This window comes from Pseudobacillus wudalianchiensis (assembly GCF_001685015.1).
GTDB classification, from domain to species: Bacteria; Bacillota; Bacilli; order Bacillales; family Domibacillaceae; genus Pseudobacillus; species Pseudobacillus wudalianchiensis.
Map to the genome: position 1 here is coordinate 364,039 of NZ_MAYT01000023.1, position 14,070 is coordinate 378,108.

Here is a 14,070-nt window from a genome sequence, read left to right on the forward strand (position 1 = left end):
AACGAAACAGCTTTTTCTTTCTGTTGCATCAGATACTATTTTTTATCATGCAAACTCATTAATATTGACACCTTTTCCGCTGATCTTTGCCAAATGTACTTGAAAAGCCTCGTATTCTTTTTTCTTTGATAGCCGGGCCTCTGTACGGTCATCCGAAGCCATCGATGCATCAGAACTGTTATCAAGTATTTTGCTGAAAGACACTCTTTCTACAGGATCAATGGATGAATAGCTATCGCCGACATGATTTACTACTCGTTCTTGATACTGATTATATTGATACGGCGTAATCGGCAGGATGTAGCCCATCTCTCTTCCCCCCTTCTTCACAAAAGTATTTTCTGCTCTTTACCCTCTTTCGAAACAAACTAAACAATTTTTTAAAATTTTTTATTTTTTCTTATTCAACATGTCCGTAATCGTCTGCATATCCAGCTTTTGGCCATCTTTTACAATGGATTGCACAATTTGATCTTCTAACTGCCGCGGTACTGGTTTATTAGCAAGTGCCGATACGCGCTTAATAATATTTCTGACTGTTTTCTCATCTTTAAAATTCGCATTTTGTAAAGAGTTTGCCAGTTCCATAATATCTTTCATTCGTACACCTGTTTTTTGTTCAATGTTTTTGAAAAATCCATTTTCCACCTTGATTCATCCTCCTTTTTCTCTTTTTATCTTATGCCTCCCTTTTAAAAAAGTTCACGGGGCTTATAGCAAAAAGCCCCTTAACTCTCTTACAGGCGGGCCATTCTTTTGAGAAAAAAGAAAAGGCTAACGTAAAGGAATGGTACACAGTCCGTTTACGTCAGCCTGAGCGCTCATTAGCAGTAAAAGCTTGCTCCGACGATAATTAATAAAATGAAAAGCACAACGATCAACACAAATGTTGATGTGCCACGGCAGCCGTATCCATAACCGCCATATCCATAGCCGCAGCAGCCGCCGCCATATCCGTAACCAAAGCCCATTCTTATCACCTCACTTTTCGTCCTTACACTGCTACTATATGAGAAAAATGAGGATACGTTTGGGCAAATAACATGCCAATTATCCTTTTGGTTTAAACACAGCCGCACCAATGAATCCAAAAATGATGGCAGCAGAGATACCTGAACTCGTCACTTCAAACATTCCCGTTAGAACACCGACAAGGCCATGCTTTTCTGATTCTTGCATAGCGCCTTCCACTAATGAGTTTCCAAAGCTTGTAATGGGAATAGTCGCTCCTGCTCCGGCAAAGTCAATTAATGGCTCATATAAACCAAAGCCAGAGAGAATGGCACCGACGACTACCATCGTACTAAGTGTATGGCCTGGCGTTAATTTGCCGACATCCATCATTAATTGACCAATCACACAGATAAGCCCGCCAATCACAAAAGCCCAAAAAAACATTGCGAGCATCCTTTTCCTCTCCTTTCCTTTCTAAAAAAGTTAGAGACCGCCCCACTGTATCAAAATGGTTTTAATTAAGGCCACCACAAAAGCAGCGAACACACCGAACAAGATAACGGACCCTGCCAACTTAAACATATTACCGCCTACTCCTAAGACAAATCCTTCTGTCCGGTGTTCAATAGCAGCAGAGATCACTGCGTTGCCGAATCCTGAAACAGGCACAGCACTTCCGGCGCCACCATACTGTCCGAGGTGATCATACACACCGAATCCTGTTAATAACATGGCGAGAAATACCATCGTGGCGACTGTCGGATTACCGGCCGTTTGTTCGGTGAAGTTAAAAAAGTAAATAAAGAAATACGTAATAGCCTGTCCAATCGTACAAATTAGGCCGCCAACAAAAAAAGCGCGCAAGCAATTTTTAAGCACTGGCCGCTTTAACTCATGCTTTTGATTCAGCTTGTCATATTGCTGCTGAGTAGGTGTCTTTTTTTCGTTTTTGTTCGCCATCTGCTCTCTCCTTATGTTAATTCTTGTTTTAATTTAATGATTCGATGAAGCCGTTTATCCGCTTCTTTATCGTTTACTTTGCCAGCATCAATGTCTTCACGCAGCCTGACAGCCTCGAGAAAAATTTTATAGTCGCTCGATACGATGAAGGTTTCCTTACTGTATTCCTTTTCAAGACGATCCTGCAGGTTTTTCTCAATTTTCTTCATCCGAAAACGATCTAGGTGACGCACTTTATAAGCCACCAGAATGTTATGATCTCCTTTCACAACGGCAGCATCATAAATTTCTTTTACTTCTTCCACTTCTCCACGGATTTTTTCTACAGATACTCCGTCTTTTTCGATTTGTATGGGTTCCGGATTAGTCGTTTTCATTAAGGCCAGCCGACTGTCTTTTCTTTCTTCCTGAAGATTGCATCCTGCGAGGATCACAGCCGCCAGTAAACAAATGACCGCTTTCATGTTCTCCCTCCATTCTTCTGCCATTTACCATTTAGTTTTTTCTGTTTTTGCGTTTTTATTTATCCAAAAGAAAAAACCGTCTTTATTTAGACGGTTTTTTAGACTTTTTCTTCTTTTTTGAACAACCACACGACTTCTTTTTCGGCTTTTTACTGCTGGCGTTTTGGTTTAGGGAATCCCTCATCCATCCATCACATCCTTTTATCCCTATCACATTATTATATGAGAAAGCATAATAATGAGTTAATCTGTTCCCCCAATCAAACGCTGTACAATTGACTCAATTAAGGCCGCACCGCCAGCCACTGCGAGAATCATGATGAAGAAGCGTCCAGTATGCGGTGAAAACACGTATAACAGGCAGCAAAAAGCGGAGGCCCATACGCCCGTGCACCAATAACAGCTTAGCAGGCGCCCGATCCACCCTCTTAAGCCTTTCTCTCTCGGCACAATGAACAGCTCCACTTCGCCTGTCTCCGTTTTTTCTTCCACCTCCATAAAAAAGGGGGCCCTCACCTTTTCCATAATATCATCAAAAACAAGCAGTCTTGTTAGCCTGAAAGATGAAAGGAAAAGAACAGTAAGATCAATCATCGTAATAATGAGCGTTCATCCTTTCTTTTAAAACATAATTTTTCTTGTTAAACACGGCAATTGTCCCGTACCCAATTAGGGAAAACACCATATGTTAGTAATGTAAGAAAATAATTTAAAGAAAGGAGCTTATTCATGAGCTGTAAATGCAACGAACATCACTCTAGTTGTGTTTGCGAAGTGCTGCGAGCTATTAAAGATCTTCAAGACGAAGCAGATCGCGATGAATGCAGAGGCTGTAAAGATTGTTTAGCAGAACCTCTGGGCGATTTAGCTGGCGTACGCGACACAGCGGACACCCGCGTTTTCACTCTGACACTAAAAGACGGTTCCCCGTTTTTTGCTTTCTTTAAGCCGAGAAACTCAGAACACAGCCACTGCAACGCTTGCGTTTCCATTTTCTTCCGTGTAGAAGAGGTGTTTGACAACTGTTGTGCACGTTTGCGTGTATTAAGACCAATGAAAGACGACAAGGTGGTCAATCTCACAGATGGATGCTGTATCGACCTTTCTAAAGTATGCGAAGTAGATGATTTCGACAAAACATTCAACTGTATCACAGTTGACTTGAATTGCTTCTGTGCTGTTCAATGTATCAAAGATATCGATTTAGATATTTGTGATTAATGAAGAGGAAAAAGCAGCGGTTGTTACCGTTGCTTTTTCGTTTGCAGAATGGTTAATCGATCCGTAACTAGTTTATCAACCAATTTTCATAATTTACTGACCATTGGTTCTTTTTTACTGACCTAACTTTTACATTTACTGGTCTGAAAGACAAATTTACTAGCCGCTCTCTAAAATGGCCCAAGCAATCTAATGTATTTAAGCTCTTTCCGTTCAACCGTTACCGTTTCGTTTTTCAATGTTTCTATCGTGATCAAGTCAGGCGTTACTTCACGAAGTATCCCTCTGTGGATAACAGATCCACAGTCGAATACACATGGAAGCTTTGTAAATTGCGATGCTAAATGCTGAAGCTTTTCATCCATTTCCATATCATGAAAACGTTTGACTGGGCGCATGCCCATCCATACTGGCTGCTCACTTGTTTCTGGCGCTTCTTCTCCAAGCGGCTCATCATTCTCGAAAACTTTGGTAATTTCTCTCTTTCTCTTTTTCGTGTCCTCCATCACTAGTTCTTCTGTTTTTACTGCTTCATGAATAGGATTGTTTTGTTCTTTATCTGCCTGTTTCCCCTCTACTACTTCTTCTTTTATTCTCTCTGGCTGATTTTTGGTGTGATAGGTGCTTTGCATCACAGGTTCCGGGAAAACAAATTTAGGCTGATGAATATACAGAAGCGGCTCGCGCTTTTCCTTATTATTCTTCATACTTACACCTCCTGACAGGCTTTCTTTTCATTTATATGCTTGTTTTCGCCGATTCATGAAAAAAACAAAAAAACCCGCCATAAGCGGGTTTTTCTCTTACTTAGCAATAATATGGAAACCAGAATCAACGTGGATATTTTCACCCGTAATGCCGCGAGCCATATCACTTAAAAGGAATACAGCTGTATCACCTACTTCTTCTTGTGTTGTAGTGCGGCGCAATGGGGCACTTTCTTCAATATCTTTTAAGATAGAGTTGAAATCGCTGATTCCTTTAGCAGCCAATGTGCGGATTGGACCGGCAGAAATCGAGTTAACGCGAATGCCGTATTGACCAAGATCGGCAGCCAAATAGCGAACACTTGCATCAAGAGACGCTTTTGCTACGCCCATAACGTTATAGTTTTTCACGACGCGCTCGCCGCCTAAATATGTCATAGTCATGATGCTGCCGCCTTCTGTCATAAGCGGTTTCGCATACTTCGCTACAGCCGTTAAAGAATATGCGCTAATATTGTGAGCAAGGAGGAAGCCTTCACGAGATGTATCAACAAAATCTCCCTCTAAGTCTTCTTTGTTAGCAAAAGCGATACAGTGGGCAAGTCCATGAATCGTGCCGACTTGTTCTTTAATTTGTGCAAAGCATTTTTCAATATCTTCATCAACTGTTACGTCACAAGGCAAAATTAAAGATTCGTTTCCTTCGAGTGTTTCAGCCAGCTCGCGAACATTTTTTTCTAGACGTTCGCCTGCGTATGTAAAAATTAAACGGGCGCCGGCCTCGTGTAGTGAGCGGGCAATTCCCCAGGCAATACTTCTTTTATTGGCAACTCCCATAACAACAAATGTTTTCCCTGTTAAAGAAAAAGTCATTTCCGTTCCTCCCGTTAATACAAGTTATTAGTACCTAGTAATAATATTAACAGGAAAGTCTTTGATTGAAAAGCACGTTTTAAAAAAAGCGTCCTAAAGTCTACACTTTTAGGACGCTCTTTCCTTATCCGCCGTATTCTAACTCTAATTTTAATTCATCTACATATTCTTTCGATCCCGTTAAAATTAGCCGGTCATGCAAGCGGAGCTCGGTATCTCCATGCGGAACAATGGATTCATTTCCGCGGAATATCCGGACAAAGATCACATCGCCGGTAAACGGGAACTTCCGAAGAGTGAGGCCTTCATAGTTATCATTTAATAGTTCAACCTCATATAAAGATGTTTCTTTATTCGTTAAAATGTTAATGATGCTCGGCGATTCAATTAACGCACGGAGAAGTGCCTTCGCTGAAAGAAAATAAGAAAAAGTTTCAATCCCTGCCTCGATGAGCTGTTGTTCCATTTCTTCCTGTTCGACATGAGCGATCACCCGCTCTACACCTCTTTCTTTAGCCGCTATGGCCAGTTCAGCATTTTGCTCTAAATTCCCTGTAGCAAATACAAGGATATCCGCTGCAAACACGCCGTTTTGATCGAGCGTATCAGCCGTAAGATCTTCTAGTTCTTCTACATCAAAAACAGAATTGTTTAAATTGTTTTCCTCTACTTCTGGTTTTTTTCGGTAAACGACTGTATCATATAAAGCTGATTTCAACTCTTTTGAAATGGGCATTGTATATTGATTAGCGCCGACAAAAACAATCTTAATCCGCTTTTCTGCTTTCATATGAGGCGGAAACAGCTTTTTAAAGACAATTGGTGTAATTAAACAAGTAACAACTGCGACTAACACAAGCAAACCACTCATTTGGGAGGTAATAACACCAATCCGTTCAGCGATTTTAGCTGCCGCAATGACGAGTGATAAGGTCGATGTCAGCAAAAAGGCAGAAGCCATCACTGTTTTCGTGTCATACCATTTCTTTAAATAAAGGAGCGGGAACACTTTAGAGATAAAAAAGGCAATCATTAATAATGGGATCATCATGAGCATCTTTTTATCACTTAATAATGACCAAAGATCAAGCTCGACTCCGACCATAACGAAGAAAATCGGAATTAAAAATCCATAGCCGAAGGAGTCCAGCTGGCGGACAAGCTCATGATTCGGAGCCAGCAGCGAAACAAGCACTCCAGCAAGGAAAGCACCAAGAATATTTTCTGCCCCTAGATACTCTGACAGAGCGACCAGAACGATCATAAGTGTAAAGACAGCTCTCGTGCCAATCTGCACAGTGCTCGTCGACAAGGCTTCAAACAGCGGTTTATTTTTAAAGCGTTTGGCAATGAAATAAAGGATAACGCCGGCTGCGAATAAAACGAGCAGAAGCCACATATTTCCCCCGCCACTGCCATTTAGCGATACGAAAACCGTCAGCAAAATCATCGTCACGAGATCGGCAATAACAGCCACAAGCAAGATAATTTGCCCAATGACGGTTTTCATTAAATGGGCTTCTTTTAAGGTTGGCACGACGACACCTAGCGAGATCGTTGAGATAATCAACGTCATCAAAAAGGCGTCATCAATTAAGTGAAGCAGGACAAATAAATAAGATAGCCCGAATGATAGAACGAGAATGCCTGTAAAGATAATCAAAGCCGCCATAAAGGAATGAGGCTCTTCCTTCCCAGGCTTCATTCTAGGTGCTTCTTTTTTCTTGTTGGAAAATGCCGAGAAATCAATTTCCAATCCGCTCAAAAACATTAGGAAGAGAAAACCGAGCGTCGATAACGTTTCTAGCCACATATCTTGAGAAACTATATCTAAACCGCTTTTTCCGATGATCAATCCGACAATAATTTCTGCGATGACAACCGGCACAAAATTCAACTTTAACCGATGCAGAATAATAGGAGTTAAAAAAGCGGCAACAATAACAATAACTAATGAAAGCAATGAAGCATGTTCTGCCATAAAAGCCCCTCCTTTTTGTGGGAATTTTTTACCTTTCATTACTATAGCAAAAGCGGCTAAAATGTTCTTTTATTATAACTTGCAGTATGATAAAGATGATAACTAAAAGGGGTGTCTATTACATGAATATCGATATTATTGGAGACATTCACGGCTGTTTTGCAGAACTTGAAGAATTAACAAAAAAGCTAGGCTATTCCTGGGAAAGCGGTCTCCCTCTGCATCCTCAAGGCCGTGTTCTCGGCTTTGTCGGTGATTTAACTGACCGGGGCCCGGAATCGATCCGTGTGATCGAAACCGTCTTCGGTCTATGGGAGAAAAAACTTGCTTATTATTCTCCTGGCAACCATTGCAACAAGCTGTATCGTATGCTGATTGGCAATAAAGTGAAAATCAACAACGGACTGGAAACGACCGTTGCTGAACTAAATCAATTAAATAACCGGGATTACAAACGGATAAAAAAACAATTTATTACCTTATACGAACAGTCCCCGCTTTACCAAATTCTTGATAACGGAAATTTAATTATTGCTCATGCAGGTATCCGTGAAGACTATATTGGCAAGTTTAATTCTAAGGTAAAAACATTTGTTTTATATGGAGATATTACTGGAGCTGCTGATGTTGATGGTTTCCCGATCCGGCGCGACTGGGCTAAGCATTATCAGGGGAAACCGTGGATCGTCTATGGCCACACACCAACCAAAGAAGTACGGATTGTCAATCATACAGCTAATATTGACACAGGTGCCGTTTTTGGCGGCGCTTTAACAGCATTCCGCTATCCCGAACAAGAAACCGTTTCAGTTCCATCCTCCATGCCGTTCATTGCCGAGAAATTCCGGCCGATTGAATAAAACAAAATGGTCCGCCAGTAGCGAAAGGCGGACCATTAGCAGCCAAATGCAGAGCTCTTGCCGATCATTTTGGCTGGATCGTTTATAACTTCTTTTCTTCTCCCATCACTCGCTTATGTTATTCATGATATTCTCGCTCGATCAATGGTACTCTGCATATCCTCCGGCAAAGGCCGTTCAAAATGCAACGGCTCTTTTGTGATTGGGTGCGGAAGCGACAGCCTTCCGCAATGAAGAGCTTGCCGGCTTATGACGTGAGAAGACCCTCCGTACAGTTCGTCACCAAGTAAAGGATGGCCGATATGCGCCATATGCACTCGAATTTGATGGGTACGGCCGGTTTTTAGCTGAAGTGCTACCCGAGTAAAGTCGGAAAACTTCTCGATCACTTTATAGTGAGTACAGGCATATTGCCCATCGCTTCTTACTTCTCGTTCAATAATACTTGTCTCTTTGCGGCCAATCGGCTCTTCAATCACACCGCTTCGAGAGGTTAAAACCCCTTCTGCCAACGCCTCATATGCCCGGGAGATACTGTTAGTCTTCTGCATTTCCGAGCATAAATGATGAACGTGCCGATGCTTAGCAATCAGTACCAGACCCGATGTATCACGGTCAAGTCTAGTGACGATATGTACAGTAGCTTCAATTTTATTTTCTTCATAATAGCCGAGCAGTCCATTCGCAAGACTGCCTGTCGGGTGCTCCCGGGACGGAATCGTACTCATGCCTGCCGGTTTTTCTACGACGAGTAAATACTCATCCTCGAATACGACAGAAAGCGGAAAGCGTTCTTTGACGATGCCTTCACTCGGCACTTCCCTAGGAAAGAGAACAGCCACTTCATCCCCCGTCTTTAATGGAAAGCGGACATTTTCCTCCCGTCCATTTACCGAGATATGCCCGCCATCAAATTTAATGTCTGTCAGCGCCCGCCGCGATATTTGCCGCTCAGCTAAAAACTCTCTCAATAGCTTTCCGTTGTCTTTTGCTGCCGCTGTCCACTTTAATTGAAACCTCATGAGATCAGCTGCTCACGAATGAATCATGGACTCTTTTCCAGAACGGGAACGGCCGGAAACGGGCAAAACGAATTTTTTCATTTGCTACCCGGTATTGAATCGACTTCACATCTTTATGAAGCAATGTTAAGTGATCAATGGTAACGAGAAAATCAGAACGATTAACCGGTTTTAGCATACATGTATGGTGAGCGGGCAAAATTAATGGAGAGCCTACTGTTCGAAACACCCGATTATTAATGGAGGCCATCTCAGCAAGCTGGAGCGCTCGGATAGATGGATGCAAAATAGCTCCGCCCAGAGCTTTATTGTAAGCCGTGCTTCCCGAAGGCGTAGAGATACAAAGACCGTCGCCGCGAAAACGCTCAAATTGATCACCGCGAATTTCTACATCCATGACGAGTGTGCCGTCTACCGCTTTAACAGTGGACTCATTTAACGCAAGATATCTTGTTTCTTTGCCGCCATGCTGATAGCGAATAATTGCTTCTAAAAGCGGATATTCAATAATTTGATAAGGGGTGCGGGCAATCGCGATGACGAGCTTTTCAATCTCATCCGGCACCCAGTCTGCATAAAAGCCGAGGTGACCAGTATGTACACCAACAAAGGCTGTTTTATCCAAACGTTCAATATAGCGATGGAAAGCATAAAGAAGTGTTCCATCCCCACCGACAGAAATGACAATGTCCGGCTTATTTTCATCATAGGTTAGTTTAAAATCAAGCAAGTAGGCGCGGATTTTGTGCATCAGAGCATTAGACTTAGCATCTCCCTTAGAAGTTACTGCAAACTTCATTTCCAATCACCTTCTTTCTATTCTTCTGTTCTGTGGTCTTTCACCTGCTCTTTTTTCTTCGTGAAAAACGCTTGTGCTTCTTTTATTTCTTCACGAATAAGGGACATTTCTTCATCAAGCCGAAAAGCAGCCTCAGCCGCTCTCTCTAATCTCATCAGAATTTCTTCTGGAAACTGGCCATCATACTTATAATTTAAAGAATGCTCAATCGTTGCCCAGAAATTCATGGCTAATGTGCGGATTTGTATTTCTGCGAGTATCTTCTTTTCCCCGTGAATAGTCTGTACAGGGTACTCGATCACCATATGATACGAGCGATAGCCGCTCGGTTTCTTATGTGAAATGTAGTCCTTTTCCTCTACTATTTTAAAATCCTTACGCATACGCAACTTCTTGACGACTTTGATAATATCATCAACAAATTGACACATCATGCGAACACCGGCAATGTCTTGCATTTCGCTTTCCAGCCGATCCAAAGGGATGTTTTTGTCTCTGGCTTTATCAAGAATGCTCGCAATCGGCTTTACCCGGCCTGTAACAAATTCAATCGGTGAATGTTCATCCCCGTATTCAAACTGCTTTCGCATTCCTTTTAGCTTTACTTTTAGCTCATCCACCGCTTGTTTATAAGGTATTAAAAATTCATCCCAGTTTATCATTTTTCTTCCCTCTCAGACATAGCTGCATTATTGATGATGCAAAAAGACGGTCTCTACCTTTTCTACCATTTCCTCTCCATAGTTACTGTTGCCTTCAATATTGCTAATTAAATAAGCAAGCTCGTCCTTCCAGCTAGTCAGCTCAAGAAGAGTGTCTTCTCCTTTAACGAAGAGACGCGCCTCTTCTTTCAATGCCTTCTTGAGGTCTCCCCATACTGGTTCATGTATGTATAAATAAATAAATTCATCCTTTTCCTCTGCTAAATAAACAAAAGCCATTTGATCAGAATCGACGATCATTTGCTCTGCAGCTTGAATGCCTGCCAGCTTGATCGGCATTTCTGCATGCAGCTCAACCCCATTATCGTTCCACAAAGCTTTTGTAAAATGAATCGTTTTCCTCATTCTCTTTTCCCCTCTCCATGCCTACTGTGTTAAACTTTAAAAGCGAAAGCGCCTTGCCAGCTGCGACAAGCATAAGGCAAGCTGGCGGGCAAGTATTCTTCTACCTTCTTGCCAGACTCACTTATGGCTGTCAGCTAAGACAAGCTTATAACCTTGAGCAGCTTGGTGCTAACCTTAGAACAAAGGCGCCCTATCAGCTGCAACTGATGAAAGATGATTGATCAGCCCACCGTCAGACAAGCAGCTAAATCTATTTAGTATTGATAAAAACCCATTTCATATTTTAACACATCCAGCTATTTCAAATACAGAACTATAGATAGGTGAAACTAAATTAGAGAAAGAGGAATAAGCATGAGTCAAGAACTAGAAATTGAATTCAAGAATATGGTAAGTGAGACAGATTTCAAGCGGCTTGTTGATGCTTTTCACTTGCAAGTGGAGGATTTTCAAATCCAGCACAATCATTATTTCGATACGGAGAATTTTCTGTTGAAACAAGCAGGCTGTGCGCTTCGCATTCGAGAGAAGAACAGAACGTTTGAGCTAACGCTAAAAGAGCCAGCTGCAGATGGACTGCTTGAAACGAACCAGGAAATTTCCCAGGCAGAAGCGAAGGCTTTGCTAACAAGCAATGCTTTTCCAGATGGCCCAGTAAAGAAAGCCATTTCATATGTAATAACCGATTTAGCTGAATTAAAACCTTTCGGCACACTATCTACAAAAAGAGCAGAGGTTGACTATAAAGGCGGATTGCTCGTTTTCGATCATAGCTTGTACTTAGGACGGGAAGATTATGAAATTGAGTATGAAGCAGTGGAGAGAAAAAGCGGAGAAGAAATCTTTAAAGATTTCTTAAAAAGCTATCAACTTCCTTTAAAGCAAGCCGATAATAAAGTCAGAAGATTTTATAATGAAAAGTTACGCCAGTCAGCTGGTGATCAATAAGGAGCGAACGATGAGCAGCAATCCATTCCAAACCATGTTTGCCACAGGTATTATGCAAAATATGTCGATGTCTCCCAATACAGCGGCTTCTAACACGCCAGCTCCCTCCCAAATATTTGGTGCTGTTTTGCAACAGGCTCTCATGCAGGGACTGGAGCTTGTCGGCGGCGGCTCTCTTGCTGAGTCTCTAGAAAGCCCGGATTTAAGTCCTGCCGCTTCAACCGCTTTACCGTCGGCTGTGCTTCCGACAAAACCAGGGGCAGACCTTTTAAAGCCGGTAAGCACAACAACTAAAACCGATTTTGATGATATTATTACGAGAGCGGCTGAAAAATATAACGTACCAAAAAAGTTAATTCAGGCAGTCATTCGTCAAGAATCTAATTTTAATCCTAATGCAAGAAGCTATGTCGGTGCGGGCGGCCTTATGCAGTTAATGCCGGCAACTGCACGTGGTCTTGGCGTCTCTAACGTCTATGACCCGGAACAAAACGTGTTCGGCGGCACGAAATACCTCCGTCAGATGCTTGATCAATTTGACGGGAATATTAGGCTGGCACTCGCCGCCTACAATGCCGGAGCAGGCAATGTTAAAAAATATGGCGGCATCCCTCCTTTTAAAGAAACACAAAATTATGTACAAAAAATAACAGCCCATTATTACGCGTAATGTTCATAAACTAAACAGACCTCTCAGTGGTCTGTTTTCTTTTATACTGGTTCAATAGCCCTGTGCGAAGCTTGTCAAAAATAGGCACAAGCACTTTGTTTGTGTTATAACAGTCCCCTTGATAAAATAAATTTACACTACAAGGAAAAAAGGAGTTATTGGTATGGGCGAAAAATCAATAGCACCATTTGAATACATCGGTAACGAGAAGCTGTCAGAGCTAGTTGACACGTTCTATTCAAAGGTTAGTCAGCATCCGGATTTGTTTCCAATTTTCCCTGATGACTTAACAGAAACGGCCCGCAAGCAAAAGCAATTTCTTACTCAGTATTTAGGCGGTCCTCCCTTATATACAGAAGAACATGGTCATCCAATGCTTCGAGCACGCCATATGCCTTTTCCGATTACTCCGACACGTGCCCGCGCATGGCTTTCCTGCATGCGGGAAGCGATGGATGAAGTAGGGCTTCACGGTGAATTCCGAGATTTCTTCTACGAACGGCTGAAACTAACGGCTAATCATATGGTAAATCAGCCGGAAGGTCCGGGTGAAGACCGTTGAAACCGTCACTACTTCTTAACCGGATGTGTGCCTCGCAGCAAAAGCCTCTGGAGATTTACTTATTTGTGGATCCGCTTTGTCCAGAATGCTGGGCGCTTGAGCCATTTATCCGAAAATTATATATCGAATATGGCCGGTATTTCCGTTTAAAGCAGGTGCTGACTGGAAATCTCGCGGCGCTTAATCTCCCGGAATCCAAAATTCGAAAGTGGGAAGCAACTGCCGCCAGAATGGGGCTGTCATGCGATGGAGCGCTCTGGATGGATCATCCTGTCTCTTCCCCCTTTCTTGCCTCTGTGGCGATTAAGGCAGCAGAATTGCAAGGACGCCGGGCAGGAAGCCGCTTTTTGCGAAAGCTTCAGGAAGTTCTCTTTATCGAAAAGCAAAATGTTTCTGATCTGACCATCTTAACGGATTGTGCAGAAGAAGCAGGACTCGACAAAGCAGAATTCTTGAACGACATTCATTCTTCCAGCGCTGCCAAAGCCTTTCAATGCGATTTGAAGATCGCGGCAGAAATGGAAGTAGAAGAAACGCCGACACTCGTCTTTTTTAATGAAAATATTGATGAGGAAGGCATTAAAATAACAGGACTCTATTCTTATGATATTTATGTACAGATTATTGAGGAAATGCTTAACGAGATCCCGGAGCCCCAGCAGCCCCCTCCTCTAGAGGAATTTCTGAAGCAATTTCGTTTTACGGCTTCAAAGGAAATCAGCACGGTGTATAATTGGACGGAACGAGAAGTCGAAAGAGAAATGAAAAAACTTCTTCTCCAGCGCAAAGTACGCAAAATCCCAATGAAGTTTGGTCCTATTTGGGAATTTATTGATAAATAATGAAGGGACGAGGCATCCGCTTTACCCTTTTAGGTAAACGGCCTGCAATGAAGGCTGTTGCAGACTGTTGACAAACGCTCGCTTTCTTCGCTGCTCACCAGGCTTCGCTCCTCGAAAGACAAGCGTTTTCAATCAACCTG

Annotated in this window: 21 protein-coding genes; 7 read left to right on the plus strand and 14 right to left on the minus strand. The window is 42.4% G+C overall.

The genetic code is table 11. The features are described 5' to 3' along the window. Positions 1 to 45: 45 nt before the first annotated feature. The 7 genes from A8F95_RS12415 to A8F95_RS12440 all read right to left on the minus strand — a co-directional run bounded on the left by A8F95_RS12415 (position 46) and on the right by A8F95_RS12440 (position 2,972). Positions 46 to 309: a hypothetical protein gene (locus A8F95_RS12415; protein ID WP_049660748.1), complete on the minus strand. Its 264-nt coding sequence runs from the start codon at positions 307 to 309 to the stop codon at positions 46 to 48. A gap of 81 nt (positions 310 to 390) precedes the next feature. Next, positions 391 to 648, minus strand: coding sequence for a sporulation-specific transcription regulator SpoVIF (gene spoVIF / locus A8F95_RS12420; RefSeq protein WP_049660746.1), 258 nt, complete (start codon positions 646 to 648; stop codon positions 391 to 393). Between the two features lie 176 nt (positions 649 to 824). Then, the gene (locus A8F95_RS21730; RefSeq protein ID WP_077247348.1) at positions 825 to 971 is read right to left on the minus strand and encodes a YjcZ family sporulation protein; all 147 of its coding nucleotides are present in this window, start codon (positions 969 to 971) and stop codon (positions 825 to 827) included. Positions 972 to 1,050: 79 nt separating this feature from the next. After that, positions 1,051 to 1,407: a stage V sporulation protein AE gene (gene spoVAE / locus A8F95_RS12425; protein WP_065410789.1), complete on the minus strand. Its 357-nt coding sequence runs from the start codon at positions 1,405 to 1,407 to the stop codon at positions 1,051 to 1,053. A 30-nt stretch (positions 1,408 to 1,437) separates the two neighbouring features. Then, positions 1,438 to 1,914 (minus strand): stage V sporulation protein AC, encoded by a 477-nt coding sequence (spoVAC, locus tag A8F95_RS12430; protein ID WP_065410790.1) that lies wholly within the window; start codon positions 1,912 to 1,914, stop codon positions 1,438 to 1,440. Between the two features lie 11 nt (positions 1,915 to 1,925). Continuing rightward, the gene (locus tag A8F95_RS12435) at positions 1,926 to 2,402 is read right to left on the minus strand and encodes a YhcN/YlaJ family sporulation lipoprotein (protein ID WP_245671288.1); all 477 of its coding nucleotides are present in this window, start codon (positions 2,400 to 2,402) and stop codon (positions 1,926 to 1,928) included. Positions 2,403 to 2,621: 219 nt separating this feature from the next. Then, on the minus strand, positions 2,622 to 2,972 hold the full coding sequence (locus tag A8F95_RS12440; protein WP_065410792.1) for a DUF1360 domain-containing protein: 351 nt from the start codon (positions 2,970 to 2,972) through the stop codon (positions 2,622 to 2,624). Between the two features lie 135 nt (positions 2,973 to 3,107). Here A8F95_RS12440 and A8F95_RS12445 point away from each other — a divergent pair, with 135 nt between their 5' ends. Then, positions 3,108 to 3,599, plus strand: coding sequence for a CotY/CotZ family spore coat protein (locus A8F95_RS12445; RefSeq protein ID WP_065410793.1), 492 nt, complete (start codon positions 3,108 to 3,110; stop codon positions 3,597 to 3,599). A 170-nt stretch (positions 3,600 to 3,769) separates the two neighbouring features. Here A8F95_RS12445 and A8F95_RS12450 read toward each other — a convergent pair whose 3' ends face one another. The 3 genes from A8F95_RS12450 to A8F95_RS12460 form a co-directional block, all read right to left on the minus strand. Then, the gene (locus A8F95_RS12450; RefSeq protein ID WP_065410794.1) at positions 3,770 to 4,306 is read right to left on the minus strand and encodes a CotO family spore coat protein; all 537 of its coding nucleotides are present in this window, start codon (positions 4,304 to 4,306) and stop codon (positions 3,770 to 3,772) included. 96 nt (positions 4,307 to 4,402) lie between these two features. Then, positions 4,403 to 5,179: an enoyl-ACP reductase FabI gene (gene fabI / locus A8F95_RS12455; RefSeq protein WP_049660735.1), complete on the minus strand. Its 777-nt coding sequence runs from the start codon at positions 5,177 to 5,179 to the stop codon at positions 4,403 to 4,405. Between the two features lie 124 nt (positions 5,180 to 5,303). Beyond that, complete coding sequence (locus tag A8F95_RS12460; RefSeq protein ID WP_065410795.1) at positions 5,304 to 7,160, minus strand: monovalent cation:proton antiporter family protein; 1,857 nt, start codon at positions 7,158 to 7,160, stop codon at positions 5,304 to 5,306. 122 nt (positions 7,161 to 7,282) lie between these two features. Between A8F95_RS12460 and prpE the strand changes: the two genes are divergently transcribed. Further along, on the plus strand, positions 7,283 to 8,020 hold the full coding sequence (gene prpE, locus A8F95_RS12465) for a bis(5'-nucleosyl)-tetraphosphatase PrpE (protein WP_065410796.1): 738 nt from the start codon (positions 7,283 to 7,285) through the stop codon (positions 8,018 to 8,020). A gap of 122 nt (positions 8,021 to 8,142) precedes the next feature. Here prpE and A8F95_RS12470 read toward each other — a convergent pair whose 3' ends face one another. From A8F95_RS12470 to A8F95_RS12485, 4 genes are read right to left on the minus strand one after another with little or no spacing between them, the layout of a single operon-like run. Continuing rightward, positions 8,143 to 9,042, minus strand: a complete 900-nt coding sequence (locus tag A8F95_RS12470; RefSeq protein ID WP_065410797.1) for an RluA family pseudouridine synthase — start codon at positions 9,040 to 9,042, stop codon at positions 8,143 to 8,145. 4 nt (positions 9,043 to 9,046) lie between these two features. Further along, a complete protein-coding gene (locus A8F95_RS12475) occupies positions 9,047 to 9,841 on the minus strand; it encodes an NAD kinase (RefSeq protein WP_041099260.1) in 795 nt (264 codons plus the stop codon). Between the two features lie 17 nt (positions 9,842 to 9,858). After that, positions 9,859 to 10,503, minus strand: coding sequence for a GTP diphosphokinase (yjbM, locus tag A8F95_RS12480; protein ID WP_049660728.1), 645 nt, complete (start codon positions 10,501 to 10,503; stop codon positions 9,859 to 9,861). Between the two features lie 27 nt (positions 10,504 to 10,530). Then, the gene (locus tag A8F95_RS12485; RefSeq protein ID WP_065410798.1) at positions 10,531 to 10,908 is read right to left on the minus strand and encodes a UPF0738 family protein; all 378 of its coding nucleotides are present in this window, start codon (positions 10,906 to 10,908) and stop codon (positions 10,531 to 10,533) included. Positions 10,909 to 10,925: 17 nt separating this feature from the next. On the opposite strand from A8F95_RS12485, the gene A8F95_RS22110 reads away from it, so the two are divergent. From A8F95_RS22110 to A8F95_RS12505, 5 genes are all read left to right on the plus strand, one after another. After that, positions 10,926 to 11,129, plus strand: a complete 204-nt coding sequence (locus tag A8F95_RS22110) for a hypothetical protein (RefSeq protein WP_141676267.1) — start codon at positions 10,926 to 10,928, stop codon at positions 11,127 to 11,129. A 133-nt stretch (positions 11,130 to 11,262) separates the two neighbouring features. Continuing rightward, positions 11,263 to 11,856 carry a CYTH domain-containing protein gene (locus A8F95_RS12490; protein ID WP_065410799.1) on the plus strand — a complete coding sequence of 198 codons (594 nt, stop codon included), beginning with the start codon at positions 11,263 to 11,265 and terminating at the stop codon, positions 11,854 to 11,856. After that, positions 11,822 to 12,526: a lytic transglycosylase domain-containing protein gene (locus A8F95_RS12495; protein WP_281181773.1), complete on the plus strand. Its 705-nt coding sequence runs from the start codon at positions 11,822 to 11,824 to the stop codon at positions 12,524 to 12,526. The genes A8F95_RS12490 and A8F95_RS12495 overlap by 35 nt, the downstream gene beginning before the upstream one ends. Before the next feature lie 163 nt (positions 12,527 to 12,689). Then, positions 12,690 to 13,088, plus strand: coding sequence for a globin domain-containing protein (locus A8F95_RS12500; protein ID WP_049660724.1), 399 nt, complete (start codon positions 12,690 to 12,692; stop codon positions 13,086 to 13,088). Positions 13,089 to 13,111: 23 nt separating this feature from the next. Further along, positions 13,112 to 13,930 carry a ClpXP adapter SpxH family protein gene (locus A8F95_RS12505; protein ID WP_065410927.1) on the plus strand — a complete coding sequence of 273 codons (819 nt, stop codon included), beginning with the start codon at positions 13,112 to 13,114 and terminating at the stop codon, positions 13,928 to 13,930. Positions 13,931 to 14,070: the final 140 nt, after the last annotated feature.